General features: G+C 64.2%; 26 protein-coding genes. 13 read left to right on the top strand and 13 right to left on the bottom strand.

The window, feature by feature from the left end:
- Positions 1 to 31 precede the first annotated feature (31 nt).
- From B0G76_RS33495 to fliE, 5 genes are all read right to left on the bottom strand, one after another.
- On the bottom strand, positions 32 to 397 hold the full coding sequence (locus B0G76_RS33495) for an EscU/YscU/HrcU family type III secretion system export apparatus switch protein (protein ID WP_120297110.1): 366 nt from the start codon (positions 395 to 397) through the stop codon (positions 32 to 34).
- A 1-nt stretch (position 398) separates the two neighbouring features.
- Positions 399 to 1,865, bottom strand: coding sequence for a flagellar hook-length control protein FliK (locus tag B0G76_RS33500; RefSeq protein WP_120297111.1), 1,467 nt, complete (start codon positions 1,863 to 1,865; stop codon positions 399 to 401).
- Positions 1,866 to 1,946: 81 nt separating this feature from the next.
- Entirely contained in the window at positions 1,947 to 2,273 is a 327-nt protein-coding gene (locus B0G76_RS33505) for a flagellar protein FliT (RefSeq protein ID WP_120297112.1), read from the bottom strand.
- Positions 2,270 to 2,704, bottom strand: coding sequence for a flagellar export chaperone FliS (fliS, locus tag B0G76_RS33510; protein ID WP_120297113.1), 435 nt, complete (start codon positions 2,702 to 2,704; stop codon positions 2,270 to 2,272). Before fliS ends, B0G76_RS33505 begins: the two co-directional genes overlap by 4 nt.
- Before the next feature lie 296 nt (positions 2,705 to 3,000).
- Positions 3,001 to 3,336 carry a flagellar hook-basal body complex protein FliE gene (gene fliE, locus B0G76_RS33515; protein WP_120297114.1) on the bottom strand — a complete coding sequence of 112 codons (336 nt, stop codon included), beginning with the start codon at positions 3,334 to 3,336 and terminating at the stop codon, positions 3,001 to 3,003.
- Between the two features lie 237 nt (positions 3,337 to 3,573).
- On the opposite strand from fliE, the gene fliF reads away from it, so the two are divergent.
- The 13 genes from fliF to fliR all read left to right on the top strand — a co-directional run bounded on the left by fliF (position 3,574) and on the right by fliR (position 16,326).
- Positions 3,574 to 5,373, top strand: coding sequence for a flagellar basal-body MS-ring/collar protein FliF (fliF, locus tag B0G76_RS33520; protein ID WP_120297115.1), 1,800 nt, complete (start codon positions 3,574 to 3,576; stop codon positions 5,371 to 5,373).
- Positions 5,363 to 6,358 (top strand): flagellar motor switch protein FliG, encoded by a 996-nt coding sequence (fliG, locus tag B0G76_RS33525; RefSeq protein ID WP_097390666.1) that lies wholly within the window; start codon positions 5,363 to 5,365, stop codon positions 6,356 to 6,358. The genes fliF and fliG overlap by 11 nt, the downstream gene beginning before the upstream one ends.
- On the top strand, positions 6,345 to 7,028 hold the full coding sequence (gene fliH, locus B0G76_RS33530) for a flagellar assembly protein FliH (RefSeq protein WP_183082260.1): 684 nt from the start codon (positions 6,345 to 6,347) through the stop codon (positions 7,026 to 7,028). Before fliG ends, fliH begins: the two co-directional genes overlap by 14 nt.
- Positions 7,022 to 8,701, top strand: a complete 1,680-nt coding sequence (gene fliI / locus B0G76_RS33535; RefSeq protein ID WP_120297117.1) for a flagellar protein export ATPase FliI — start codon at positions 7,022 to 7,024, stop codon at positions 8,699 to 8,701. The genes fliH and fliI overlap by 7 nt, the downstream gene beginning before the upstream one ends.
- A 2-nt stretch (positions 8,702 to 8,703) precedes the next feature.
- On the top strand, positions 8,704 to 9,153 hold the full coding sequence (fliJ, locus tag B0G76_RS33540) for a flagellar export protein FliJ (protein ID WP_120297118.1): 450 nt from the start codon (positions 8,704 to 8,706) through the stop codon (positions 9,151 to 9,153).
- 60 nt (positions 9,154 to 9,213) lie between these two features.
- Positions 9,214 to 10,764, top strand: a complete 1,551-nt coding sequence (locus B0G76_RS33545) for a flagellar hook-length control protein FliK (RefSeq protein WP_120297119.1) — start codon at positions 9,214 to 9,216, stop codon at positions 10,762 to 10,764.
- A 904-nt stretch (positions 10,765 to 11,668) separates the two neighbouring features.
- Complete coding sequence (gene fliL, locus B0G76_RS33550) at positions 11,669 to 12,175, top strand: flagellar basal body-associated protein FliL (RefSeq protein ID WP_120297120.1); 507 nt, start codon at positions 11,669 to 11,671, stop codon at positions 12,173 to 12,175.
- A gap of 50 nt (positions 12,176 to 12,225) precedes the next feature.
- A complete protein-coding gene (gene fliM / locus B0G76_RS33555; protein ID WP_120297121.1) occupies positions 12,226 to 13,224 on the top strand; it encodes a flagellar motor switch protein FliM in 999 nt (332 codons plus the stop codon).
- Entirely contained in the window at positions 13,217 to 13,681 is a 465-nt protein-coding gene (gene fliN, locus B0G76_RS33560; protein WP_120297122.1) for a flagellar motor switch protein FliN, read from the top strand. The genes fliM and fliN overlap by 8 nt, the downstream gene beginning before the upstream one ends.
- The gene (gene fliO, locus B0G76_RS33565) at positions 13,678 to 14,325 is read left to right on the top strand and encodes a flagellar biosynthetic protein FliO (protein WP_120297123.1); all 648 of its coding nucleotides are present in this window, start codon (positions 13,678 to 13,680) and stop codon (positions 14,323 to 14,325) included. Before fliN ends, fliO begins: the two co-directional genes overlap by 4 nt.
- Before the next feature lie 71 nt (positions 14,326 to 14,396).
- On the top strand, positions 14,397 to 15,176 hold the full coding sequence (gene fliP / locus B0G76_RS33570; RefSeq protein WP_259460906.1) for a flagellar type III secretion system pore protein FliP: 780 nt from the start codon (positions 14,397 to 14,399) through the stop codon (positions 15,174 to 15,176).
- 51 nt (positions 15,177 to 15,227) lie between these two features.
- Entirely contained in the window at positions 15,228 to 15,497 is a 270-nt protein-coding gene (gene fliQ / locus B0G76_RS33575) for a flagellar biosynthesis protein FliQ (protein ID WP_120297125.1), read from the top strand.
- A gap of 46 nt (positions 15,498 to 15,543) precedes the next feature.
- Positions 15,544 to 16,326: a flagellar biosynthetic protein FliR gene (gene fliR, locus B0G76_RS33580; protein ID WP_120297126.1), complete on the top strand. Its 783-nt coding sequence runs from the start codon at positions 15,544 to 15,546 to the stop codon at positions 16,324 to 16,326.
- A gap of 142 nt (positions 16,327 to 16,468) precedes the next feature.
- Here fliR and flgL read toward each other — a convergent pair whose 3' ends face one another.
- The 8 genes from flgL to flgF form a co-directional block, all read right to left on the bottom strand.
- The gene (flgL, locus tag B0G76_RS33585; RefSeq protein ID WP_120297127.1) at positions 16,469 to 17,689 is read right to left on the bottom strand and encodes a flagellar hook-associated protein FlgL; all 1,221 of its coding nucleotides are present in this window, start codon (positions 17,687 to 17,689) and stop codon (positions 16,469 to 16,471) included.
- Between the two features lie 10 nt (positions 17,690 to 17,699).
- Positions 17,700 to 19,676: a flagellar hook-associated protein FlgK gene (gene flgK / locus B0G76_RS33590; protein ID WP_120297128.1), complete on the bottom strand. Its 1,977-nt coding sequence runs from the start codon at positions 19,674 to 19,676 to the stop codon at positions 17,700 to 17,702.
- A gap of 157 nt (positions 19,677 to 19,833) precedes the next feature.
- Positions 19,834 to 20,607: a flagellar brake protein gene (locus tag B0G76_RS33595; protein WP_183082261.1), complete on the bottom strand. Its 774-nt coding sequence runs from the start codon at positions 20,605 to 20,607 to the stop codon at positions 19,834 to 19,836.
- A 433-nt stretch (positions 20,608 to 21,040) separates the two neighbouring features.
- Positions 21,041 to 22,039 carry a flagellar assembly peptidoglycan hydrolase FlgJ gene (gene flgJ / locus B0G76_RS33600; RefSeq protein WP_120297129.1) on the bottom strand — a complete coding sequence of 333 codons (999 nt, stop codon included), beginning with the start codon at positions 22,037 to 22,039 and terminating at the stop codon, positions 21,041 to 21,043.
- Between the two features lie 12 nt (positions 22,040 to 22,051).
- Positions 22,052 to 23,257, bottom strand: a complete 1,206-nt coding sequence (locus B0G76_RS33605; RefSeq protein WP_409076772.1) for a flagellar basal body P-ring protein FlgI — start codon at positions 23,255 to 23,257, stop codon at positions 22,052 to 22,054.
- 2 nt (positions 23,258 to 23,259) lie between these two features.
- Positions 23,260 to 23,958: a flagellar basal body L-ring protein FlgH gene (gene flgH / locus B0G76_RS33610; RefSeq protein WP_120297130.1), complete on the bottom strand. Its 699-nt coding sequence runs from the start codon at positions 23,956 to 23,958 to the stop codon at positions 23,260 to 23,262.
- A gap of 35 nt (positions 23,959 to 23,993) precedes the next feature.
- Positions 23,994 to 24,782: a flagellar basal-body rod protein FlgG gene (flgG, locus tag B0G76_RS33615; RefSeq protein WP_120297131.1), complete on the bottom strand. Its 789-nt coding sequence runs from the start codon at positions 24,780 to 24,782 to the stop codon at positions 23,994 to 23,996.
- Positions 24,783 to 24,840: 58 nt separating this feature from the next.
- A complete protein-coding gene (gene flgF / locus B0G76_RS33620; protein WP_120297132.1) occupies positions 24,841 to 25,599 on the bottom strand; it encodes a flagellar basal-body rod protein FlgF in 759 nt (252 codons plus the stop codon).
- Positions 25,600 to 25,602 lie beyond the last annotated feature (3 nt).

Raw genomic sequence — 25,602 nt, forward strand, 5'->3', positions numbered from 1 at the left:
CGTCCGTGCGCCGGCCACCCGCGCGACGCGTTCAGCGCCCGGCCGCCCGGCCAGAACCATCCGCGATATCCGTCGCCACCACATCGGTCACGTCCTGCGCGGCGGCCGCACCGCCTTCGGGCTCAACCTCGGCGCCGCTTTCCAGCCGATGCAGCCACGCGAGCAGCTCCGCCACCGCCTGATAAAGCTGCGGCGGAATCCGCGTATCGAGATCGACCTGCATCAGCAACGAGACCATTTCCGGCGCCTCGTGCACATACAAACCGGCTTCCTTGGCGCGCTGCACAATCATCTCGGCCAGCATGCCGTAGCCTTTGGCGATCACGCGTGGCGCGGGATCGCTGCCCTGTGCGTCATAGACGAGCGCGGCCGCACTGCGGCGATGTTTGCGGCTCATCTCACATATCCCAATCGAAATCGTCGAGCGGCATGGCTCCCGGGTGCGCAACACGCGCCGTGCGGCGCCCCACCGGCGCTCTGTCAACTGTCGAAGTCGCCGAAGCCGCAGAGGCCGCCGACGCCGAGCGCGCATACGCCGACGCCGCCGCCTGTCCGGTAGCCGCTGCGCCCGCTGCACCGGCCGCGGTAGCCGGAATGCCGCCGCCGATCTCGCGAATCGTCAGTCCGTTCAGTTCGATGCCCGCTGCCGCGAGCCGTTGACGAAAACTCTCACCCTGCATTGCCAGTCGCGCCGCGCCGGCCGGACTCGCCTGCACGCGCGCGACGAGCCGCGAGCCGGTCAGCGTCAAGTCCGCATCGACGGTGCCGAGCGTGGGCAGCGAGAGCGTCAGCCGCGTACGCCACGGTTGGTCGTCCTCGCTTGCCATGCCGCCGCCGCTGCGGTCCCATTCGTCACCTTCCTGTTCGATGGTCCAGTCGAGCTTGGCGCCCGGCCATGCTTCGCCGGTCCAGCGAAACTGCCCGGTGGCGAGCAGATCGAGTTGCTGGCGCACCAAGGGAACGGTCGCGGGATGCACCGCGGCCGCCATCGATTGCGAGCTTTGCGATGACCCGCCGTCGGCCAGTTGCGCCGCGGCGCTTCTTAAGCTCGAGTGCGCGGGCTGGCCGTTCAGGTCGGAAAGAGAACTCGCCAGCACCTCACCGGCTACGAAGCGCGCGGCCTGCGCGGTCTGGATCGACGGCATCGCACGCGCTGCTGCGTTGCCGTCCGGCGAGCCGTTGGCCGGACCGTTGGGTCCCGCGCCCATGCCCTGCCGAGGTGCCCCATTGGGAGAAGAAGCCTGATCGGCGTCGCTCGCCCAGTCGAGCGGCAATTGCGCGGCGGCGGCCACCAGTTTGTTTTGCGCCTCGCCAGCCAGCGCGGCAGGCGGCCGCTGGCCCGCCAGCCATTGCGCGAGATGGGATTCGTAAAAGAGGCCGCTTTCGCTGACCGTCTGTTCGAGCGCGGCCGCGAGGGCGGCGACCGGCACCTGAGCCGCCGCCACATTGGTGGTGGCTGCGGTACTGGCGGCACCCGTCGTACCGGCAGTAGCGGCAGCACCGGCTGTATTCGGATTCGCGGATGAAGCCGCGGGCGTAGCCGCCGTATCGAAGAGCGGCAAGCCGCCGGCTTCGACGTCGAGCGCCGGCGCGGCCGGCCAGATCGGCGTCTGGCCGAGCACCGCCGGAGTCGCCTCGCCGCCTGAGTTCACGATCGCATTGAGCGTCAGTGCGACGGCGGACAGCGCGGTTTGCGCGGAAGCCGGCGGTGCCGCAGGCGGCGAAACCGGCGTGGTATTGAGAACCTCGGCATCGACGCCCGCCGCGCCAGTCTGCGAGGCCGTCGCGCTACCCGGCGCGAGGTTGAGCAGACTGTCGACCCGGTTCGCGAGCAGCGAAGTGACGACCGTGTCGATTCCGTTCATACCGATTCCTTGGTCGCATTGACTGCGACGCGCTCAAATTCAGTCAGGCGGACTCATGCAGCACGCGGGCCGCCGGCACTCTCAGCGCGCCCCGTACAGTTCTTTGAGTACGCGGGTCGGCCGTCCGGCGAACAGCGCCGACAGATTGGCCATGCGCGGATTCGCCAGATCGCGGATCGCAGCGTCGTCGGCCAGGATCTGACGGATCAGCGCGTACTTGCGCAGGCGCTCCGCATCGTCCAGGCTGACGCCGGTTTCCGCGTCTTTCAACGCGTCCACCAGCTTCCGATATTCCTCCTGCAAGTGGACCAGATCGTTCCACAGGGCTCGCCGGGCAGCCGTCAGCATGCGGCGGGAAATCGCTGCAATCGCCTCGTAGCGGGCGAAATATTCTGCGTTTGATGTCATCTCATGCTTTCCGCGGCCGGCTGGACAGCCATCCGCGCGATCTCCGGGGCGATCCCGATCCATGCCTCTTCGAGTGTCGCCAGCAGGCCATCGACCTCGACCAGCATCGCCTCGCTTTGTTTTATGTTGGCTTCGAGCAGCCGGCGCGACATATAGCTATATAGCGCGTCCAACCGCTCTGCAATCTCGCCGCCTACCTCAAGGTTTAGCGACAGTTGCAGCCCGCTTTCGACGATCTGAATCGCCTTGCCGATCGCCTCTCCACGAGCCGGCACATTGCCTTGCTGCACATGCATGCGAGCTTGCGCGATCGCTTGCCGGGCGCCCTGATACAACATCACGATCAGACGATGCGGACTCGCGCCCATCACCCCTGTCTCGACGCCGACGCGTGCGTACGCATTGGCTCCAGAGTGTCCTGGGGAAAACATCGGCGCTCCTCCTCTCTGCTACTGCGGTTGGTCGTGGCCTCCCAATCCTGGCACGTTGCCGCACCCGGATTTCTGCCTGTATCTGGTTATCGGATAGGCAGCGGGAAAGCTTTAGTCCGTTGTAAGGAGGATTAAGGAGCCGATAGGTGCGATATCGCGCTGAGCGTGGCAAGGCCGCCCGCCGCGAAGCGCCTCGAGAGCGCGGCGGGCAGACTGTCCTGCCGTACAACCGCACAGCGTTGTATCCGGGCGCAGGCATTCGGGCGGGCGGAACCGCTTTGCCGCCCGAGTCGCACTTACACCGACATCTGCATGATGTCGTTATAGGCCGTCACCAGTTTGTTGCGCACCTGCAAGCCGAACTGGAAGCCGATGTTGGCCTTCTGCCCGTCGACCATTACGTCGTTCAGCGAGACATTCGACGCGCCGAGCTCGAACGCCTGCGCTTCGCCGGCCGCCTTGGTCTGATCGCCGCTGATCTTGTCCAACGACGCCTTCAGCGCCGAGGCAAAACCGCCGGCCGTCGCCGCGCCGGACTGGTCGGCGACCGGGCTATTGCCGCCGGCCGCTTGCGCCGCCATCGACTGCATCTGTTGCAGCGCCGACGAGAGCGCGTTCACGGGCAAAGTCATGTTCTCTCCTGGGAATGACGACCGGCATGCCGGAAACCGTACCGATCTGGACGAAAGCATAGCAGCGGGTCATACGGGAAAGCCCCGAAACTAGGGGGGAAACCCGGCTCTATTCAAGCAATCGGGTTGGGCGGCGCTGCGGATAATTTCAATGGTGAAAGTCTCTGTCCGCACGCCCGCCGACCCTCGGTGCGCTCAAGCGGCAGAACGCAAAGGCATCCCGGAGATACCCGACGCATGGATTCGTCAGCCAACTCTTTGATCAACCCCGACGCCCGCATGGGCCTCGCCGGCGCGCAGCCCGGCGCCGGTGCTGCCGGCACTGGCCAGGCCGGCGCCGCCGCGGACCTCGGCGGCCTGGGGAGCAACCTGGGCGGCAACTTCGGCCAGCGTCTGTCGGGTCTCGCGCAAATGCGTGGCAACCCGCGCGCCCCGCTGATATTCGCGGTCGCGTTGCTGGTCGCGATCGTAGCGGGCCTGCTCCTGTGGTCGCGCGCGCCGGACTACAAGGTGCTGTATAGCAACCTGTCGGACCGCGACGGCGGCGCCATCATCACCGCGTTGCAGGCAGCCAATATCCCCTACAAGTTCTCCGACGCCGGTGGCGCAATCCTCGTGCCGTCCGACCAGGTGCATGAAATGCGCCTGCGTCTGGCTTCGCAAGGTCTGCCCAAGAGCGGTTCGGTCGGTTTCGAACTGATGGACAACCAGAAGTTCGGCATCAGCCAGTTCGCCGAGCAGATCAATTATCAACGCTCGCTGGAAGGCGAGCTGGAGCGCACAATCGAATCGATTTCGTCGGTGAAGTCGGCGCGGGTGCATCTGGCCATTCCGAAGCCCTCCGTGTTCGTGCGCGACAAGGAAGCGCCATCGGCCTCCGTGCTGGTCAATCTCTACCCGGGCCGTGCGCTCGACGAAGGCCAGGTGCTGGCGATCACCCATATGGTGTCGTCGGCGGTGCCGGATATGCCGGTGAAGGGCGTGACCATCCTCGATCAGGACGGCAACCTGCTGACGCAGCCGTCCACCGGCAGCGGTCTGGACGCTTCGCAACTCAAGTACCGCCAGCAGATCGAGCGCAACACCCAGCAACGCATCGACGCGATCCTGTCGCCCCTGTTCGGTTCCGGCAACGCGCACTCGCAGGTCAGCGCCGACATCGACTTTTCGCGCAGCGAGCAGACCTCGGAAAACTACGGTCCGAACGGCACCCCGCAGCAGGCGGCGATCCGCAGCCAGCAATCGAGCACCGCCACCGAAATGTCGCAAGCCGCGGCCTCGGGCGTGCCGGGCGCGCTGTCGAACCAGCCGCCGCAGCCGGCTTCCGCGCCGATCACCGCGGGTAACGGCTCGCCTGGCGTGACGACCACGCCGGTCAGCGACCGCAAGGACTCGACCACCAACTACGAACTCGACAAGACCGTGCGGCATTCGGAGCGGCCGATGGGCGGCATCAAGCGTCTCTCGGTGGCGGTGGTGGTCAACTATTTGCGGGTGGTCGACGCCAAGGGTCACGCGACCATGCAGCCGGTTACCGCCGACAAGCTCGCGCAGGTCAATCAGTTGGTGAAGGACGCGATGGGTTTCGACCAGGCGCGCGGCGACTCGGTCAACGTGGTCAACAGTCCGTTCACCACCGACGTCGACCCGGATGCCGACCTGCCGTGGTGGCGCACGCCGGAGATGATCGCGCTCGCCAAGCAGATCGCGACCTACCTCGGCATCGCCGCAGTCGCCCTGTTCCTCTACTTCGTGATGGTGAAGCCGGCGCTGCGCCGCGCTTTCCCGCCGCCGGAGTCGGCTACCGCCGCGGCGCTGCCGTCGCCCGACGAGCCGATCCTGCTGGACGGCATTCCCGCCGCCGAGCGCGCGGGCGCGGCCGACGTCGCCGAACTGGAAGGCGATAGTGAAATGCTCGCGCTGGAAAACTCGAAACACAAATACGAACGGAATCTGGAATTCGCGCGCAACATCGCGCGTCAGGATCCGAAGATCGTCGCAACCGTCGTGAAAAATTGGGTGTCCGATGAGCGCTGAAGGCGTAATGAAGAGCGCGCTCCTGCTGATGTCGATCGGCGAGGAAGAAGCCGCGCAGGTGTTCAAATTCCTCGGGCCGCGTGAGGTCCAGAAGATCGGCGTCGCGATGGCCGCGCTGAAGAACGTGACGCGCGAGCAGGTCGACGAAGTCTTGCAGGAATTCGTGCGCGAAGCCGAGCAGCACACCGCCCTTTCGCTCGATTCGAGCGACTACATCCGTTCGGTGCTGACCAAGGCGCTCGGCGACGACAAGGCCGGCGCGATCATCGACCGGATTCTGCAGGGCAGCGACACCAGCGGGATCGAAGGCCTCAAGTGGATGGACTCCGCCGCGGTGGCCGAGCTCATCAAGAACGAACACCCGCAGATCATCGCGACTATCCTCGTTCACCTGGACCGCGATCAGGCGTCAGAAATCGTCGCCTGTTTCACCGAGCGTCTGCGCAACGACGTGCTGTTGCGGATCGCGACGCTCGACGGTATCCAGCCGGCCGCGCTGCGCGAACTCGACGACGTGCTGACCGGCCTCCTGTCCGGCAGCGACAACCTCAAGCGCAGCCCGATGGGCGGCATCCGCACGGCGGCCGAAATTCTCAACTTCATGTCGAGCAACCATGAAGAAGGCGTCATCGAGAACGTTCGCCAATACGACGCGGAACTCGCGCAGAAGATCATTGATCAGATGTTTGTGTTCGAGAACCTGCTCGATCTGGAAGACCGCGCGATCCAGCTGTTGCTGAAGGAAGTCGAGTCCGAGGCGTTGATCATCTCGCTGAAGGGCGCGCCGCCCGCGCTGCGCCAGAAGTTCCTGTCGAACATGTCGCAGCGTGCTGCCGAACTGCTCGCCGAAGACCTCGATGCGCGCGGCCCGGTCCGCGTCTCCGAAGTCGAGACGCAGCAGCGCCGCATCCTGCAGATCGTGCGCAATCTGGCGGAAAGCGGCCAGATCGTTCTAGGCGGCAAGGCGGAAGATGCATATGTCTGATCAGAACTCCGCAGCAAAGGAAAGGCTCTCGGCCTACCAGCGCTGGGAGATGGCCTCGTTCGATCCGGTGCCGCCGGCGCCGCCCGAACCTGAAGTCGACGACGGCGCGTTCGAAGCCGAGCTCGAACGTCTGCGCGACGCCGCGCATGCACAGGGCATCGCGACAGGTCATGTAGCCGGGCAGGCGCTCGGTTATCAGGCCGGTTACGACCAGGGTCACGCTCAAGGTTTCGAGCAGGGCCAGAGCGAAGCGCGCGAAGAAGTGGCGCGTCTCGCGGCGCTGGCCGAGACGTTCAAGGCGGCGCTCGACGGAGCGCAAGGCGCGATCTCCGAAACGCTGGTCGCGTTGGCGCTAGACATCGCCCAGCAGGTGGTGCGCCAGCACGTGCAGCACGATCCGACCGCGCTGATTGCCGCCGCCCGTGAGGTGCTGGCTACCGAGCCGGCGCTGGTCGGTGCACCGGCGCTGATCGTCAGCCCCGCCGATCTGCCGGTCGTCGAAGCCTATCTGATGGAAGAACTGCAAACGCGCGGCTGGACCGTGCGGACCGATCCGGCGGTTGAACGCGGCGGTTGCCGCGCGCAAGCCGGCACCGGCGAGGTAGACGCCGGCATCGACACGCGCTGGGAGCGCGTCGCCGCCGCGCTTGGCAAGGTGAGCACATGGTGAAGCCGACGCTCGAGGATATCCGCGCAAGCGACCTGACGCCGCTCGAACGCGAGTTGGCGCTGGCATCGTTCGGCGCCGAGGCGCTGGCGGATGTCCCGGCGGCGGTGACGCCCGCCGCGGCTGCAGTCGCGGCGATCGACGCCGCGTTGCGCGGTCCGGGCGCTGGGCACCCGGCGAAGGGCACGGCGGCCAGCCGCGTGTTCGCCACGTCCGCCACTGCCGATGCCGCTTCGAATACCGCCTCTTCACGTCCTGCTTCACCCCCTCCCGCCCCGTACGATCCCGCACTCGACAGCAACCCGCACATGCAAGCCTGGCGTGGCCGGCTCGACGCACTGCGCGCCCGCAACGCCATCGCCAAGCCGATGCGTGCCTGCGGACGCCTGACGCGCGCCGCCGGTCTGGTGCTCGAAGCGGTCGGCCTGCGCCTTTCGGTGGGTGCCGAAGTGATGATCGAACTGCCGTTCGGCAGTTCGCTGGCAATGGCCGAAGCGGAAGTCGTCGGCTTCTCCGGCGACAAGCTGTTTCTGATGCCGACCACCGAAGTGATCGGCCTGCTGCCCGGCGCGCGCGTCTATCCGCTCGAAAGCGCACCGATCGCCGATCCGATGGCGGGCGCGAAACGCCTGCCGGTCGGCTGGGAATTGCTCGGCCGCGTGCTGGATGCGTCCGGCCGCCCGCTCGACGGCCTCGGCCCGCTCGGCGCGCATGCCGATGCGCCGCTCTCCGCGCCGGTCATCAACCCCCTGAACCGCGAACCGATTCACAAGGTGCTCGACGTCGGCGTGCGCGCGATCAACGCGCTCCTGACCGTGGGCCGCGGCCAGCGCATGGGCCTGTTCGCCGGTTCGGGCGTCGGTAAATCGGTGCTGCTCGGCACGATGGCGCGCTACACCAGCGCCGAGGTGATCGTGATCGGCCTGATCGGCGAACGCGGCCGCGAAGTGAAGGAATTCATCGAGCAGATTCTCGGCGAGGAAGGCCTCGCGCGCTCCGTCGTCATCGCGGCGCCGGCCGACGTCTCACCGCTCTTGCGAATGCAGGCTGCGTCGTACTCGACCTCGCTCGCCGAATATTTCCGCGACCAGGGCAAGCACGTGCTGCTGCTGATGGATTCGCTGACCCGTTACGCGATGGCGCAGCGCGAGATCGCGCTGGCCGTGGGCGAGCCGCCCGCCACCAAGGGTTATCCGCCTTCGGTGTTCGCCAAACTGCCGGCGCTCGTCGAGCGAACCGGCAACGGCCCGGCGGGCGGCGGTTCAATCACCGCGTTCTACACCGTGCTCACCGAAGGCGACGACCAGCAGGATCCGATCGCCGACTCCGCGCGCGCGATTCTCGACGGCCACATCGTGCTGTCGCGCTCGCTCGCCGAGGCCGGGCATTATCCGGCGATCGACATCGAAGCCTCGATTAGCCGGGCAATGACCGCGCTGATCGACGATAACCATCTGGAAAAGACGCGTATGTTCAAGCAGATGCTGTCGCGCTATCAGCGCAACCGCGATCTGATCAACGTCGGCGCCTATTCGAGCGGGCGCGACGCGCTGCTCGACCGGGCGATTGCGTTGTACCCGCGGATGGAAGCGTTTTTGCAGCAAGGCTTTCGCGAATGCGCGAATTTTGAACCGAGTCTCGAGATGCTGGACGCTCTGTTTGCCCAAGGAGGCTGACGATGGCGAAACACTTTCCGATCAAGACACTCATCGGCCTTGCCCAGGACGATGTGGATGCCGCCGCACAACGTTTGGGCCGCGCGCAGCGCGAGCGCAACGACGTGCAGTCGCAACTTGACTCGCTGGTGCAGTATCGCGACGAATATCACGCGCGTTTCACGGCAACCGCCCAGACTGGCATGCCTGCCGGCAACATGCGCAATTTCCAGGCGTTCATCGACACGCTCGACGCCGCCATCGAACAGCAGCGCAACCTGCTGGTCACGGCGAATGCCCGCGTCGAGGCCGCCAAGCCCGACTGGCAGCGCCAGAAGCAGAAGCTCGGCTCGTATGAAGTGCTGCAGGCGCGTGGCGAAGCCGCCGAAGCGAAAACCATGGCGCGGCGCGATCAGCGCGACGCCGACGAACATGCCGCCCGCATTCTGAGGATGCGTGCCGAGGGCGTTTGACGCACCGGGCGCCGCCTCGATTGACCGAACACCCCGTTTGACGGATTGACAGGATCCCCTATGTCGCTTCTTTCACAGATCGGCTCACTGCTCGGCTCGGCCAGAAGCACGTCCAGCAGCGCGGCCATGGCCGCCGCGGCGAACGCCACGTCGTTTTCGCAAACCTTGCAGCAGAACATCGACCTGCAAAACAATGCGGCCGCGCAGAGTGCGAGCAAGCCGCCGGCTTCGTCGTCCGCTTCATCCGCTGCGTCTTCGTCTGCTTCCCCGCCGGCTTCGGCCTCTTCGTCGAGCGTGCATGACGCGCCGCCGCCGCCCGATCCGTCGACCAGGAGCGCGGATGCCGCGAGCAGCAAAGCCGACAACAGCAGCACGACGAGCGCGTCTTCGTCGGGCTCGTCGTCGGCTTCTTCCTCCAACACGCAGCAGGCCTCGACCGACAAGACCAGCTCAACGCCGTCGAAGTCCGGTAACGCGACCACGCAGACCGACGCGGGCACGGCCGCGGCAGCCGCTGCCGCGCAGGCTCAAGCCCAGGCTCAGATGCAGGCTCAAGCCAATGCGAACAACGTCACGGACCCGACCACAGCTGACCCGGCCACGGCACTGACTGACGCCGCGACCACGCAGACCGGCGCGGATGGTACGACGGGCACCACGGGCAAAAAGACTGACGCGACCGATCCGAAGTCGGCGCAGGACGCATTGCAGGCGGCGCTGGCTGCGCTGGCGAACGGCCAGGGCATGGTGCCGGCGCAGGCGCTGGCGAGCGGTGCGGCGACGAACGCTGCGACCGCGGCCGGCGGCCAGGGTACCGGCGCGAACAACGGACTCAATGGACTCAACGGATCGGCGAACGGCAAGACGCTTGCGGCCGGTTTGTTTGGCGACGGCAAGGGATCGAGCGCCGGCAAGGCTGCATTGACGGCGGCAGCCACGACGGTTGCGGATCCATCGACGGCGGCGAAAGCGGCGGCTGACGCGTTGACCGCGACGACTGCCGGTGGTGCACAGGCTAGCGATCTGGCGTCCTTCAAGAGCGCGGCGGATGCCGCAACGGCGGCGCTGGCAGCCGGCCAGGCCGCGGCGGGCGCTGCGAGTGCGTCGGCGGCTGTGCAAACGGCGGGTAGCGCCGGTGCGGCGGAAGTGGCGAACACGTTGTCGCCGCAGGTTGGCACAACGGACTGGGAAGACGCGTTGAGTCAGAAGGTGGTGTTTTTGTCGAATGGGCATTCGCAGAGCGCCGAACTGACGTTGAATCCGAAGGATTTGGGGCCGTTACAGGTCGTGTTGCAGGTTGCCGATAACCATGCCCATGCGTTGTTTGTTTCGCAGCACCAGCAGGTGCGGGAGGCGGTCGAGGCCGCGCTGCCGAAGCTTCGCGAGGCGATGGAGTCCAACGGGATTGGGTTGGGGAGCGCTAGTGTTAGCGATGGGTTTGCCCGGCAGAGTGGGCAGCAGCAGAGTGCAGGTGGTTCTGGCCGTTCCGGTGGGGGTGGCAGCGGGGCTGCAGGGGGTTTTGCCGGTGGCGCTGGTTCGGATTCTTCTGATTCTGTCGTGGCTAATGTTGCCGTGCGGCGGCAGGTGGGATTGGTGGATACGTTTGCTTAATTAGCGGTTTTTGTCTGCTCGGCGGTTGTTGTCTGTGTTTTTATGCCGTTGGCCTTTCCTAGATTTGTTATTGGTCTATTAGCGTTGCCCCTGTGCGGGGCAGCACTTACTTTCTTTGCCGCCGCAGAGAAAGATAAGCAAAGAAAGCGGCTCAAACCGCTAATTCTTAAGCGGGTCCCCCGCGCAGCCACGGTAGTGGTGCATCTGGAATCCGTGCCCCCGCACACTCGCCGTTAGTGACTAAGGGCTCATCAGCTCCCACTCCGCACTGCGTGCGTCGCGGATGGGTCTGCCTGGGAAACCTTGGGCTTCGTTTTCGCTTGGTGGGAGCCATTGGCTTCGCCTCGGCGCGCAGCCGAATGCGCAAACACGATCGAAATCTGGAAGTACCGCAAACCGAGCGCGGCAGGATCGCAAAAACGCAACAGCTGGTTCTATGAAATGCCCTTCGGCGCGCGCAGCGCCGCCGGAAGTATGACGGCTTTGTCACCAGGGCTGAATGTGCGAGAACACAGATTCCAGATGCACCACTACCCCCTCCAAGCCAGGGGACCCGCTTATGAGCTAGCGGTGTGAGCCGCTTTCTTTTGCCTACTTTTCTTTGCGGCAGGCAAAGAAAAGTGGGTGCTGCCCCGCACAGGGGCGACGCTAATAGACCGATAAGAAAACAAGGAAAGGCCAACGCCCCCGGCAAACAGAAACCAAACGCCACACGGCCAAATGAGCAACAACAACAAACCCACCAAAGGCAAAAAACCCCAAACCCAAAACCAAAAAACAAATCCCGCCTGAAAGGCAAAAACCAGAGATAGCCCTCAATAACCCTTCTTTTCGACCCATCGCGCCGCAGGCAAATCAACAACAATCACCCTCACCAGCACTAAAGGCAAGCAAAGCAAACCTCATGGCAACCACGACCGCAAACCAGCAAGCCGCGCCCGCTTCCCCGGGCCCCTTGAAGCGCATCATCCTGATCGCCCTCATCGCGATCGTCGCCGCAGGCGTTGCCGGCGCGGGTGTGTGGTTCTACATGTCCCAGCGCAGCCCGGCCCCCGCCTCAACAGCAACCCCCAGCGCACCAGCGCCATCAGCCGTCCCGATCTTCTTCCCGCTCGAATCGATGACAGTCAACCTGCAATCGGACGACGGTCAGCAACACTTCCTGCGCATCGGCCTGACGCTCAAGCTCAACGACCCGAAAACCCAGCAGGAACTCTCCGACCATATGCCGGAAGTGCGCAGCCGCATCCTCCTCGCACTGTCGAATAAACACCCGGAAGACCTCGCGCCGCTAGAAGGCAAACGCGCGCTCGCCACCGAACTTCAGACGCTGATCGAACAGCCGACCGATAAGGGCGCCGCGCCGATCCACGTCCAGGACGTGCTGTTCACCGAATTCGTCGTGCAGTGATCCTGTTTCACGCCGCCATCATTAACCGCCGGACGCACGAGGAATAAGGAATGGGCCACGAAGAGTTCATGTCCCAGGAGGAGGTCGATGCCCTCCTCAAGGGCGTCACCGGCGAGTCCGACTCGGAATCCGAGCAGGCCGCACATACGGGCGTACGCCCGTACAACATCGCGACGCAGGAACGCATCGTCCGCGGCCGGATGCCCGGTCTTGAAATCATCAACGACCGCTTCGCGCGTCTGTTGCGCGTCGGTATCTTCAACTTCATGCGGCGCTCGGCGGAAATCTCCGTCGGTCCGGTGAAGGTCGTGAAGTACAGCGAATTCACCCGCAACCTGCCGATCCCGACCAACCTGAATCTGGTCCACGTGAAGCCGTTGCGCGGCACCTCGCTGTTCGTGTTCGACCCGAATCTGGTGTTCTTCGTGGTCGATAACCTGTTCGGCGGCGACGGGCGTTTCCATACCCGCGTCGAAGGCCGCGATTTCACGGCAACCGAGCAGCGCATCATCATGAAGTTGCTCAATCTCACGTTCGAGCACTACGCGGCGTCGTGGAAAAGCGTGCGTCCGCTGCAGTTCGAATTCGTGCGCTCGGAAATGCACACGCAGTTCGCCAACGTGGCAACGCCGAACGAAATCGTCATCGTCACGCAGTTCTCGATCGAGTTCGGCACGACGGGCGGCACGCTGCACATCTGCATGCCGTATTCGATGATCGAACCGATCCGCGACATTCTCTCGTCGCCGATCCAGGGCGAGGCGCTGGAAGTCGACCGTCGCTGGGTCCGCGTGCTGTCGCAACAGGTGCAGGCAGCGGAAGTGGAACTGACCGCCGACCTAGCCCAGGTGCCGATCACGTTCGAACAGATCCTGAACATGCGCAAAGGCGATGTTCTGCCGATCAACATCCCCGAACACATCACGGCGAAAGTCGATGGCGTGCCGGTGATGGAATGCGGCTACGGAATTTTCAATGGTCAGTACGCGTTGCGGGTCCAGAAAATGATCAGCGCAGCCGACACGATGAAGGAAGGTGGATATGAGTGACCTGAACGCAAAGACTGAGGCCGAACTGGCCGCTGGCGAGCCGCAACTGGCCGCCGACGCAGCCGGCGCCGAAGACGACGCGGCCATGGCCGACTGGGCCAGCGCGCTGGCCGAGCAGAACGACAACACGGAAGTCAGCCCGGCCACGGCCGGCGTGTTCCAGCCGCTCTCGAAGGTCGAATCGACCTCGACGCGCAACGACATCGACATGATCCTGGACATTCCCGTCCAGATGACCGTCGAACTCGGCCGCACCAAAATCGCGATCCGCAACCTGCTGCAACTCGCGCAGGGCTCGGTCGTGGAACTGGACGGCATGGCAGGCGAGCCGATGGACGTGCTGGTCAACGGCTGCCTGATCGCTCAAGGCGAAGTGGTGGTCGTGAACGACAAGTTCGGTATCCGTCTGACCGACATCATCACGCCGTCCGAACGCATCCGGAAGTTGAATCGATGACACGCGTTGCCGGTCGCGCCATGCTGCATGCGGCGCGCAAAGTTCTCGATCGCGCCCTGCCCGCAGCAACGACAGCGACGGCAATGACGACAAGCACGGCAGCGGCCGCCTCGGCGCTGATGTTCGCGCTGACTTCGGTGGCGGCATTCACACCCTCGCCCGCCCACGCAGCCGACATGAACGCGGTCAACAACGCCGCGAAAATCGCGTCGGGTGTGGGTGCCGGCACCGCCGTTCCGGCACTCGGCGTCGGCGCGGTGTTGCAAACCATCGTCGGCCTGCTGGTGGTGATCGGTCTGGTGTTCGCCTGTGCATGGCTCGCGCGCCGCTTCGGCTTGCAGCCGGCCAATCGCGGCGGTCTCGTGAAGACGATCGGCGGCGCCTCGCTCGGCGGCAAGGAGCGGGTCGCCGTGGTGGAGATCGGCGATACGTGGCTCGTGCTCGGCACGGCGCCCGGCAATGTGCGTCTGCTGCACACGATGCCCGCCGGTTCAGCCGCGCTCGATCCGGTCGCCGGCACGCAACCAGGCGCATCGGCCGCACCCGGCGCAGCGTTGCCCGGCACCTTCGGCCAACGCTTTCGCGACGCTTTGAAAGGCGAAATGGGCAAACGTTTCAATGGGCAAGGCAGCGGGGATCGGTAATGCAGTTCAGCCTTCAATCAGCGCAATCCGTGCAATCGGTTCAGTCAGCGCGTTATCAGCACACCACCCGCATGTCTTGCGCCACCGCGAAAATCCTCGCAGTCCTGCGCCGCGTCGCGCCGGTCATGTTGCCGGCGCTGATGCTCGCGCTGCCGACGCTGTCGTTCGCACAAACCGCCGGCTTGCCGGCCTTCAATACGAGCCCGGGCCCGAACGGCGGCACGACTTACTCGCTGAGCGTGCAGACAATGCTGCTGCTCACGATGCTGTCGTTCCTGCCGGCGATGGTGCTGATGATGACGAGCTTCACGCGCATCATCATCGTGTTGTCGCTGTTGCGCCAGGCACTCGGCACGACCACCACGCCGCCTAACCAGGTGCTGGTCGGTCTTGCGCTGTTCCTCACGCTGTTCGTGATGTCGCCGGTACTCGACAAAGCCTATAACGACGGCTACAAACCGTTCTCCGAAGGCTCGATGCCGATGGAGACGGCGGTCAACCGCGGCCTCGCGCCGTTCAAGACCTTCATGCTGCGCCAGACCCGCGAAAGCGATCTCGCCTTGTTCGCCCGCATCTCGCACGCCGCGCCGATGCAAGGCCCGGAAGACGTGCCGCTGTCGCTACTGGTGCCCTCGTTCGTGACCAGTGAACTGAAGACGGGCTTCCAGATCGGCTTCACGATTTTCATCCCGTTCCTGATCATCGACATGGTGGTGGCGAGCGTGCTGATGTCGATGGGGATGATGATGGTGTCGCCCGCCACCATCTCGCTGCCGTTCAAACTGATGCTGTTCGTGCTGGTCGACGGTTGGCAATTGCTGCTCGGCTCGCTCGCGCAGAGCTTTGTTTAACCCGCGCGTTTATTCCGCTCACTCAATCCTTCACGCTTCCGGTACTACGCCATGAATCAGGAATCCGTCATGACGCTCGCGCACCAGGCCATGTATGTCGGCCTGCTGCTTGCCGCGCCGTTGCTGCTGGTCGCGCTGGTGGTCGGTCTGGTGGTGAGCCTGTTCCAGGCCGCTACGCAGATCAACGAAACCACGCTGTCGTTCATTCCGAAGCTGCTCGCGATCGCCATCACCATGGTGATCGCCGGTCCGTGGATGTTGACGACCATGCTCGACTACCTGCGCCAGACGCTCACCAGCATCCCGACGCTCGTCAACTGAGCGCGGCCCCGGCCTCCGTTCGGCGCATCCGCTCTCCCGCACCGTCATGTTTTCCGTCACCTACGCCCAACTGAACACCTGGCTCACGGCGTTCCTGTGGCCGTTCGTGCGGATTCTTGCGCTGGTGGCGACCGCGCCGGTACTCGGCAACCGCTCGCTGCCGACCCGCGTGAAGATCGGCCTCGCGGCCTTCATCACCATCATCGTCGCACCCACGCTCGGCGCGCTGCCGCAGGCCACGGTGTTTTCCGCCCAAGGCGTGTGGATCATCGTCAACCAGTTCCTGATCGGCATCGCGCTCGGCATGACGATGCAGATCGTCTTTCAGGCGATCAGCGCCACCGGCGATTTCGTCGGTCTGGGCATGGGCCTCGGTTTCGCAACCTTCTTCGACGCGCAGGCAAGCAGTTCGAGCCAGGTGCTGTCGAGCTACATGAACACCATCGCCATGCTGGTGTTTCTGGTGATCGACGGCCATCTGCAGATGATCAGCGCGTTGCTGGCCACCTTCCAGTCCGTGCCCGTGTCGGCGAACATTCTGGGCGCGCCCGGCTGGCGCACGCTGGCGAATTTCGGCAGCACGGTGTTTTCGGCGGGATTGCTGCTGTCGCTGCCGGTGGTCGTCGCGCTCCTGATCACCAACCTCGCGCTCGGCATCCTGAACCGCGCCGCACCGCAAATCGGCGTATTCCAGATCGGCTTTCCGCTGACGATGCTGATCGGCATGCTGCTTCTGCAACTGATGATCCCGAACATGATTCCGTTCTTCATGCGCCTGTTCGACGTCGGCATCGATCAGATGGGACGTGTGGCGGCCGGGTTGAAGTAGCGCGGCTGGCTGCGTGTAAGCCACGCGTTGCGCGTGAATCGCTCACGCACTTCAGTCGCGCATCGGCCACCCAAAACAGAAAAGGGCGGACCCGGTTCACATCGGTTTCCGCCCTTTCCTTGTTTCCGACTACTTCGCCCGATCAGTTCAGGTACTGGAACAGCGACACGCTCTGAATCTTCACGAATGCCTGCTGTGCCGCTTGCAGCGCGTTTTGCGTCATCGTGTACTGGCCGATCGTCTTGGCCATGTCGGTTTGCGTCAGATCCGCCAGGTTGCTCGACGTCTGCAACGTGTTGGTCTGCGTGACCGTCTGCAACGCCTGCACTTCCTGTTCGCGGCCACCCACCGCTGCCTGCGCGGTCACGACGTTGTTCATCGTGTTTTCGAGCTGGGTCATGCTGGTGGTCAACGCGCTCTGGTAACTGGCCGTCGAAGCGCCGCCCGACACCGGCGTTTGCAACGTGGTGATCAACTGGCTCAGGTTGGCGAACACATCCGTGCTGCCTTGCGTGGCCGGCGTCACCGTGAAGCTGTCGCCCGCGTTCGGCGCGCCGGTGATGTTCACCGTCTGGCCGCCGAGCGTGATCGCCGAGCCGGCCGTGAACGGTTGCGGAGCGCCCGTGGTCACCGTGCCGGACGGCGTGGTCTGCGTCACCGTGAAGGTGGTCGCCGACGTGAAGGCGATGTTGTACGTGTCCGCATTGGCCGGGTTGGTCGGGTTCGTCAGGCTGACGGTGCTGATCACGCCCGTACCCGTGTTGCCGGTCGTCGCGGCCGGCACCGAGCTGGTGCCGATCGCCGCCACGCTGCCGAAGATCGCAATCCCGTTGTCACCGGTCTGAACGGTGTGCGAGGAGGTGATCTGCATGCTCGGCGTGCCGGTGTCGCCCGAATAGGTCACGACGCCGGCCGAGTTGGTGGTGTACGGCTGCGCAGTAGTTTGATAGCCGCCGAACAAGGCGTTGCCCTGCGGGTCGGTCGAATTGGCGAGCGTCATCAACTGGCTGCGCAGGCTCTGCAATTGCGTCGCGATCGAGCCGCGGTCGCCGTCGTTGAGCGATCCGTCGCCGGCGCGCAGCACCAGCGTGTGAATGCTCTGCAGCACCGTATTTACACTGCCGAGCGTCGAATCTTCCTGTTGCAGCGAAGCGAGCGCCGCGCCCTGGTTGGTCGTGTACTGCGACAGGGTCGTCGCCGTCGAGCTCAACTGCACCGCCTGTGCCGCGCCGAGCGGATTGTCCGACGGCGTGGAGAGGCTCACGCCGCTCGAGATCTCTTGATACAACTGCGACAACTGAGCTTGCTGATCGCTCATTGTCGCCACGTTCATGTTGAAGTACTGCGTGCTGGAGATGCGCATGTTCAACGCCTCACTGGAAGATGCCAAGCAGCGTCTGGAACAGGGTCTGCGCGGTCTGGATGACCTTGCTGTTCGCCTGATACAGTTGCTGATACTGAAGCAGGTTGGCTGCTTCTTCGTTGATGTTCACGCCCGAGACCGACTGCTGCGCGGTGGTGATCTGCGTCACCAGCGAGGTCTGCGCCGTGCTCGAGGTCTGAATCTGGTTGGTCTGGTTGCCGACCAGGTTGACGTAGTTCGCATACGCGCCCGCCAGCGTGACCGTGCCGCCGCCCAATGCCTTCGCCGCGGACAGGTTCGACAGCGCCAGTGCATTGCGACCGTCGTTGTTCGCGCCGGTGTTCGGGCCGATGGTGAACTTGTCACCGCTCGCCGGTGCGCCGCTGATCGTCACCGAGACGTTGTTCATCTGGCCGGCGGTCGGGTTGGTGATTGTCAGCGTCGCGCCGGTGGTCGCCGAATACGGCACGACGGTCGCCGCACTGGCGATCGGGTAAGCGGTGGGGGGCGTACCCGCTATCGTCACCGTCGAACCTGCCGGGAAGCCGGAGAGACCCGCACCGTTGTACGACAGCGTGGTGGTCGCATTCGGCATCGTGTAGCCGGCCGTCACCGTGCCTTGCGTGATCGTGGCGGTGCCGGTATTGGTCGACGCCGCGGAGCCGAGCACGGGTGCTGCCGCGGCGATCGCCGACGGGTCCGTGGTCGCGGTGTTGAAGCTGTTCAGCGCGCCGCGGGTCGGTTCGACCGTGAACGAGTCGCCGGCGTTCATCGTGCCGGTGGTCGAGAAATTCAGACCGTTGATCGGCTGGGTCAGATTGGTGGCCGAGCCCACCACACTGCCGGTCGAATTGTCGGTCAGCGTGTAGGTGCTGCCGTTGAACGCCAGCGTGTAATCGCCGGTGGTCGGCTGCGCGGGGTTCGCGAACGAAACGTTCAACGACGCGTTGCCGGTGTTCTGCGTATTCGCGTAGACGGTCGGGCCGCCCACCGAGAACAGCGCGCCGCCCTGGGCGCCCGCGAGCGTGATGCCGAGGGCGTTCTGCGCATTGACCTGCGCGGAAAAGCTCACCGCTATCGCGCCGAGTTGCGCTTCGGCCGGGTCGAGCGTCTGGCTGCGGAACGCGACGAGACCGCCCAGCGTACCGCCGGTGATCTTGCTGTCCGGCAGGTTTTGCGGCGCGGCAGCCGGGTTCGCACCGGCCTGGCCGAGATACTGCACCGACAGTTCGCTGGTGTCGCCCGTCGAAGGCGCCGTGCCCAGGTTGTAGCTATTGCCGGCCGAGACGAGCGGCTGGCCGTTGCTCATGAACACGCTGTAGCTGCCGTTGCTGTTCACGACGTTCACGCCGATCAGTTGCGACAGGCTCGACACGGCTTGATCGCGCTGATCCATCAACTGGTTCGGCGGCTGACCTTGTGTGCTCGCCGATGCGATCTGTCCATTTAGCTGTGCGATCTGTTGCGTGTAGCTGTTGATCTGCGAAACGGTGTTGGAGAGCTGCGTGTTGACGCTCTGGCGCAGCGAGTCGTATTGCTGGCCCGCGGCATTGATCTGGTTCACGAGCGTCTGCGCGCCGCTCATCGCGGTCTGGCGGGTAGCCAGGCTGGAGGCGTTGTTCGAGACGTTCTGCAAACCGGTGAAATAGCTGGTGATCGCGCTCGCAATGCCCGAGGTCGGGCTGCCGATCAGATTGTTCAACTGCGAGATCATCGTGTTGTACGTCGACAGCGAGCTGCCCGAACTCTGCGCGTTGTTCAGCTCAGTGGTCAGGTACTGGCTGTACTGGCGCGTCACGGTGACGGTCGAGACACCTTGCGGCAGAAAACCGGAACCCGTGTACTGGCCGGCGCTTTCCGCGTAGACCGGGGTCTCGATCGTGTAGCCGGGCGTCGACGCGTTGCTGATGTTCTGGCCCGTCGTCGTGAGTCCCCACTGGGCTGCGTTCAGTCCACTGAGTCCGAGATTGATGAGGTTGCTCGACATGCGTCATCCTGAAGGGCGACACCGACCACTTGCCGCCGCGTTACTTGAACAATCTGTTTAACGGCCCCGGCGAGGAAAAATTGAGGGCCATTCCGATGTGTGTTCGACGTTTGTTTCAACGTTTGCGAGGCGCGTGCCGCAAGGCTTCCTAGCTTGTCTAGCGCACCAGTGAGCGGCGCTTCATTTCGAGTTGCGTAATCAGACGTTGCAGCGTGTTTTCGGCGCTGCCCGGCAGCGTCAGGAAACGGAACCCGAGCTGATAGCGCTGCGTGCCGTTCGGCAACGCGGTGGAGCGGTGCGACACCAGTTGCAGATCGAGCGAAAGCCGGCCGAGCGAGCCGAGCGACAGTTCGCAATCCTGCAGGCGCGTGCCCATCGGCAATTCAGCCACACGTTCATCCGAGGTGCGCATGCCGACGCCGCCGAGCGACAGATCGTGCACTTCGAAGCGGAACGTGTCGCCTTCGGGCAAACGGCCGCTGCACATATACGGATCGAGAATCGGCGCATCGACGCGGAAATACTCGCGGCGCTGAACGTGAAACAGCACCTCGGGGAAGTTGGCCTCGAACGCAGGCAGTCCTTCGTAGCGGGTTTCACGCGGCGTGCCGGTCGCGAACTCGACGCGCACGCCGTCAGGCGACGCATGGAACTGGCAGCGCGGCGCGCCCAATAAGCCTTTGTTCTGGTCGGAGAGCGCGCCCCAGTCGAACGTGAAGGTGCGCCCGCGCACGTCGACATCGAGCAGTCGCGTTACGAGTTGACCGCCCGCATATTCAACGGTGAGGAAATCGCCTCGATTCACGAGGTTGCGTAACTGAACGCCGATCTCCAGTGGATTGCGACGACCGAAATCGGGTGCGCTCTCGTCTAGCTGTGCGTGCGACTGGCCGGGTGCGTCGGTCTGGCCGTGCGACTGGGTAGTATCCATGGGCTTGCCGGTATGCATGTTCTTGCGGGCGCGTGCCAAGGCTCCTGCCGGGGCTTTCGCGCGGTCTTCATCGAAGCCGCAGCACGCGCATTCAACCGGACATTACAACGCTTTCCGGTATCGGGTCTAACTGATTAGCGGCAGCTTTCGGCCAAAATTTAGGGGCCTGTAATGAAATATTTGCCGCAAACGTTAAAACGCCGATATGTCGCCAGTGAAATCCGGTTGCATCGAATCCCGGCTGCAATCATGCCGGATATGCGGGTGGACCGGCCGCCCGCAGGCGGCCGGCCTCGTCCGTCTTGTTATGCACCTGGCCCCGTCGCGTGCATACAGTATTCGAGAAAATCAGACCGCATAAACTGACCGGCTGCGCGGTCGAATGCAACTGCGCATCTGCCACGCACCTGCCGCGCACCTGCATTAACGGCAATCAGCCCATTTTCTGCATGATGGACATCAGTTTTTTCGCGTAATGCGGATCCGTAGCGTAACCGGCGCGCTGCATGCCGTTGGCAAAACCATTCACGTCATGCGCGGAATTGATCACCTGTGCGTAGCGCGGGTTGCCCTTGAGCAGGCTCGCGTAGTCGGTCATCGCTTCCTGATACGAGTCGTACGCGCGGAATTTTTCGACCGTGCGTTGCGGCTTGCCGTTCACATATTCAGTCGTGACCGTCGAAACGGTCTTGCCGCTCCAGTCTTTGGTCGCCTTGATGCCGAACACGTTGTGGCTGGTCGAACCGTCCGCCTTCTTGATCTCGCTCTTGCCCCAGCCCGATTCGAGCGCGGCCTGGCCGATGATAAAGCGAGCCGGAATGCCGGTTGCCGCGCTCGCGGCTTGGGCCGGTCCGGCGAGCTTGTCGACGAACGCGTCGACCCTCGGCGAGCTGCCGTCGCCTTTGATCGGCGGAGTCAGTGCGCTGTTGGCCGAGTAGCCCTTGCCCATCGCCAGTTGGCCATTGGCCTGCGCGTTGCCGTAGGCTTTTGCCAGCGCGTTCAGCGCCGCCGTCTGGCCTTCGTCGCCACCGCTGCCGCCGCCCAGCGCATTGGCCATGCCGGTCAGGCCACCGCCCGCGCCGTTCGCGCTGCCCACCTGCATGCCCTGATTACGCATCATCTGCTTGAGCATCGCGTCAGCCACGCCGATGCCCTTCTGCGACATCTGTTGCGACAACTGCTGATCCATCATCGACGTGAAGGTGGCGCTGTCGTGCGAGTCGAACGGGCCGTCCTGCGGCGTCGCATCGCGCATGCTTTTCAGCATCATCTGCGTGAACACCGCGTCGAACTGCTGCGCGGCCATCTTCATGCCGGCTTGCGGCGAAGCCTTGGCCTGCGCGCTCAATTTGCCGAAGCCCTGCACGTCGAGCGCAAAGCGCTGGGTCAGGTCGTTCGCCGCGTTGGCCGAATTGGTCGTATCCGAATTCATCTTGTGTCTTCCTTAGATGATTTCCAGGTCGGCGCGCAGAGCGCCCGCCGCCTTCATGGCCTGCAGGATCGACATCAGATCCGCAGGTGTCGCACCCAGTGCGTTGAGCGCCTTCACCACTTCGGCCAGGTTGGCGCCGGCGGTCACCAGCTTCAGTGCGCCGTTGTCCTGCTTCAACTGAATCTGCGACTGTTTGGCCACCACCGTCTGGCCGTTCGAGAACGCGCCCGGCTGACTCACCACCGGCTGCGTATTGATCACCACCGACAGATTGCCGTGCGCCACCGCGCAGCTTTGCAACGTGACCATCTGGTTCATCACGATCGAGCCGGTACGTGCGTTCAGGATCACTTTCGCGGCGGCTTGCGCCGGTTTCACGTCGAGATTCTGCAATTGCGCCATGAAGGCGACCTGCTGTTCCGGATCGGACGGCGCGCGCAGTTGAATCGTGCGGCCGTCGAGCGCCGTGGCGGTGCCGCTGCCAAACGCATTGTTCACCGCGGCTACGACGCGTTGCGTGGTGTCGTAGTCCATCTCGTTCAGGTCGAGCTGCATGGTGCCCGCTTGCGATACCGACGTAGGCACCGCGCGTTCGACGATCGCGCCGCCGGCAACGCGGCCCGCATTGAGCGTATTCACCTGCACCTTGCTGCCGTTCGCGCTGGCGCCGGCGCCGCCGACCGCCACGTTGCCCTGACCGAGCGCATACACCTGGCCGTCCGCGCCTTTGAGAGGCGTGAGCAGCAGCGTGCCGCCACGCAGGCTCTTCGAATTGCCGAGCGACGACACCGTCACGTCGATCGCTTCGCCGGGACGCGCGAAGGGCGGCAACACCGCCGTCACCATCACCGCGGCGACGTTCTTCAACTGGATGTTCGACAGCGACGATTGCTGATTGCTCGAGCCCGCCGCCTGGTTGTTGATCGAGATGCCGAGGTTCGCCAGCATGTTGGCGAGCGTCTGCGTGGTGAACGGGGTTTGCGTGGTCTGGTCGCCCGTGCCGTCGAGACCGACGACGAGGCCGTAGCCGATCAGCGGGTTGTCACGCACGCCCTGGATCTGCACGAGGTCCTTCAGACGTTCGGCATAGGCGGGCGTCGCCACCGGCAAGGCCGCGCAGGCGAGTGCGAGCAGCGCCATGGCGCGGCCGAGCTGAACCAGCCGCGTGAACCGGCTGGGGCGATTGAGGCGGCCGGAGCGAAAGAAGACGGTACGCATGATCACCACGGCGACACGTTAAGGAAGAAGCGCTGCAACCAGCCCATGTTCTCGGCTTCGTTGAGATAGCCCTTCGCGGAGTATTCGATCTTCGCGTCGGCCACCTGGGTCGAGTACACGGCATTCAGGTTGGAGATCGTGTTCGGATTCACCACGCCGGAGAAACGCACGAATTCATCGCCCTGGTTGATCAGCATCTGTTTTTCGCCGCTCACCATCAGGTTGCCGTTCGGCAGCACACCCGTCACCGTCACGGTGATGGTGCCGTTGAAGGTGTTCGACGCGTTCGCGCCGCCGGTGCCCTGGAACCCGTTGCTGCCGCTCGCGGCCAAGTTGGTCTTGCCGAACAGGCCGCCGAGGAAGCCCGCGGTCGGCACGCTAAAGGCCGTGTTCCCCGAGCGATTCGCGTTGGCACCCGACGACTTGGTCGCGTTGACGTTTTCCTGAATCACGATCGTCAGGATGTCGCCGACATTGCGCGGCCGCTGGTCTTCGAACAATGGCCGGCCCGCGTAACCCGGATTGAAAATCGAGCCCGGCGACTGCGCTTGCGGCGGCATCGGCGGCAGTGCCGTCATCGGCTGCTGGGTGATCGGCTGCTTCGGCACGAGGCCGCAGCCGCCCAGCGCCGCGAGCAGCGTAAGCTGCACGAGCGCCTGAGCGGTGCGCGAGTGAACCGGATTACGAGTGAAGTGCGACATCTTGGTAACGCCTCTTAATTCCCAGTCCCTACGCCTTAAACCTGCATCTGGCTGAGGGTCTGCAGCATCTGGTCGGACGTCGTCACGGCCTTGCTGTTGATTTCGTAAGCGCGCTGCGTCTGGATCATGTTCACCAGTTCCTGCACCACGTTCACGTTCGACGCTTCCACGTAACCCTGATTGAGCGTGCCGGCGCCGTTCAGGCCCGGTTGCGCGACATTCGGCGCACCCGACGAAGCAGTTTCCGAGAACAGGTTCTCACCCTTCGCATCCAGACCGGCCGGGTTGATGAAGGTGGCGACCTGCATCGAGCCGAGCTGCTGGCTGTTGGTCGAGCCTGCCACGGTGATCGACACTACGCCGTCGCTGCCGATGGTCAGCGAGGTCGCGTTGTTCGGAATCGTGATCGCCGGAATCACCTGATAGCCGCTCGACGTGACGAGCTGGCCTTGCGCGTTGGTCTGGAACGAACCGTCACGCGTGTAGGCGGTCGTGCCGTCAGGCATCTGCACCTGGAAAAAGCCCTGACCGTTGATCGCGATGTCTTTCGAGTTGCCGGTCTGCTGCAGGTTGCCCTGCGTGTACAGACGTTCGGTCGCGACCTGTTGCACACCCGTGCCGAGCTGGATGCCGGACGGCAGCTCGGTGTTTTGTGTCGAGTTCGCACCCGGCTGGCGGATGGTTTGATACAGCAGATCCTCGAACACCGCGCGCGAACCCTTGAAGCCGTTGGTGCTCACGTTCGCGAGGTTGTTCGAGATCACGTCCATCTGCGCCTGTTGCGCATTCATGCCGGTAGCGGCGATGTAGAGTGAGCGATTCACTATTCTTCTCCTGTGTCGACCGGAGTTAGCGCTTTAGCGCTTAGTCCGATCCCATCCGTTAGCTAAAGCTGAGCAACTGGTTGGCGGACTGGTCGTTCTTATCCGCGCTTTCCAGCAGCTTGGTCTGCATCTGGAACTGGCGGGCGTTGGTGATCATCGAGACCATCGCGCTGACCGGATTCACGTTGCTGCCTTCAAGCGATGCCGGCGCCAGCGTGACGGCCGGATCGGCGTCGGCGGCATTGCCGTCGGCGGTACGAAAGAGACCATCGTCGCCGCGCGTCATGGTTTGCGGATCCGGATTCACCAGCTTCAGCTGATCGACCGTCACCACCGCCGTCGGCGGATCGCCCGGCGTCAGCGCGGACACCGTGCCGTCCTTGCCGATGGTGATTTCCGCTCCCGGCGGCACCGATACCGGGCCGCCGTTGCCGAGCACGGTCTGGTTCATGGCGTTCACCAGTTGCCCGTTTTCGTCAACGTGCAGATTGCCGGCGCGCGTGTAAGCCTCGTTGCCGTCGGCGGTCTGCACCGCCAGCCAGCCCGGACCCTGAATCGCCACGTCGAGCGGGTTGCCCGTCTGCTGGATCGGCCCCGGCGTATAGTCGGCGCCCGGCGTCGACGACAGCACGAAGGTGCGCGTGGTGTTGTCGTTGATCGAGCTGCCGTCGCCGAACGCCATCGGCACGGCGCGGAAAGTCGCAAGCTGCGCGCGAAAGCCGGTGGTCGAGGCGTTCGCCAGATTGTTGGCAACGATAGCCTGCTGTTCGAGCGCTTGCGTGCTGCCCGACATCGCGGTGTAGATCAGCCGATCCATGAT

Origin of the sequence: Paraburkholderia sp. BL23I1N1 (assembly GCF_003610295.1) — a bacterium.
Taxonomy (GTDB): Bacteria; Pseudomonadota; Gammaproteobacteria; order Burkholderiales; family Burkholderiaceae; genus Paraburkholderia.

Bases quoted from the DNA above. Each gene is read 5' to 3' on its own strand.
- B0G76_RS33495 (WP_120297110.1), bottom strand. From the start codon at position 397: ATGAGCCGCAAACATCGCCGCAGTGCGGCCGCGCTCGTCTATGACGCA.
- B0G76_RS33500 (WP_120297111.1), bottom strand. From the start codon at position 1,865: ATGAACGGAATCGACACGGTCGTCACTTCGCTGCTCGCGAACCGGGTC.
- B0G76_RS33505 (WP_120297112.1), bottom strand. From the start codon at position 2,273: ATGACATCAAACGCAGAATATTTCGCCCGCTACGAGGCGATTGCAGCG.
- fliS (WP_120297113.1), bottom strand. From the start codon at position 2,704: ATGTTTTCCCCAGGACACTCTGGAGCCAATGCGTACGCACGCGTCGGC.
- fliE (WP_120297114.1), bottom strand. From the start codon at position 3,336: ATGACTTTGCCCGTGAACGCGCTCTCGTCGGCGCTGCAACAGATGCAG.
- fliF (WP_120297115.1), top strand. From the start codon at position 3,574: ATGGATTCGTCAGCCAACTCTTTGATCAACCCCGACGCCCGCATGGGC.
- fliG (WP_097390666.1), top strand. From the start codon at position 5,363: ATGAGCGCTGAAGGCGTAATGAAGAGCGCGCTCCTGCTGATGTCGATC.
- fliH (WP_183082260.1), top strand. From the start codon at position 6,345: ATGCATATGTCTGATCAGAACTCCGCAGCAAAGGAAAGGCTCTCGGCC.
- fliI (WP_120297117.1), top strand. From the start codon at position 7,022: ATGGTGAAGCCGACGCTCGAGGATATCCGCGCAAGCGACCTGACGCCG.
- fliJ (WP_120297118.1), top strand. From the start codon at position 8,704: ATGGCGAAACACTTTCCGATCAAGACACTCATCGGCCTTGCCCAGGAC.
- B0G76_RS33545 (WP_120297119.1), top strand. From the start codon at position 9,214: ATGTCGCTTCTTTCACAGATCGGCTCACTGCTCGGCTCGGCCAGAAGC.
- fliL (WP_120297120.1), top strand. From the start codon at position 11,669: ATGGCAACCACGACCGCAAACCAGCAAGCCGCGCCCGCTTCCCCGGGC.
- fliM (WP_120297121.1), top strand. From the start codon at position 12,226: ATGGGCCACGAAGAGTTCATGTCCCAGGAGGAGGTCGATGCCCTCCTC.
- fliN (WP_120297122.1), top strand. From the start codon at position 13,217: ATGAGTGACCTGAACGCAAAGACTGAGGCCGAACTGGCCGCTGGCGAG.
- fliO (WP_120297123.1), top strand. From the start codon at position 13,678: ATGACACGCGTTGCCGGTCGCGCCATGCTGCATGCGGCGCGCAAAGTT.
- fliP (WP_259460906.1), top strand. From the start codon at position 14,397: ATGTCTTGCGCCACCGCGAAAATCCTCGCAGTCCTGCGCCGCGTCGCG.
- fliQ (WP_120297125.1), top strand. From the start codon at position 15,228: ATGAATCAGGAATCCGTCATGACGCTCGCGCACCAGGCCATGTATGTC.
- fliR (WP_120297126.1), top strand. From the start codon at position 15,544: ATGTTTTCCGTCACCTACGCCCAACTGAACACCTGGCTCACGGCGTTC.
- flgL (WP_120297127.1), bottom strand. From the start codon at position 17,689: ATGCGCATCTCCAGCACGCAGTACTTCAACATGAACGTGGCGACAATG.
- flgK (WP_120297128.1), bottom strand. From the start codon at position 19,676: ATGTCGAGCAACCTCATCAATCTCGGACTCAGTGGACTGAACGCAGCC.
- B0G76_RS33595 (WP_183082261.1), bottom strand. From the start codon at position 20,607: ATGGATACTACCCAGTCGCACGGCCAGACCGACGCACCCGGCCAGTCG.
- flgJ (WP_120297129.1), bottom strand. From the start codon at position 22,039: ATGAATTCGGATACGACCAATTCGGCCAACGCGGCGAACGACCTGACC.
- B0G76_RS33605 (WP_409076772.1), bottom strand. From the start codon at position 23,257: ATGCGTACCGTCTTCTTTCGCTCCGGCCGCCTCAATCGCCCCAGCCGG.
- flgH (WP_120297130.1), bottom strand. From the start codon at position 23,958: ATGTCGCACTTCACTCGTAATCCGGTTCACTCGCGCACCGCTCAGGCG.
- flgF (WP_120297132.1), bottom strand. From the start codon at position 25,599: ATGGATCGGCTGATCTACACCGCGATGTCGGGCAGCACGCAAGCGCTC.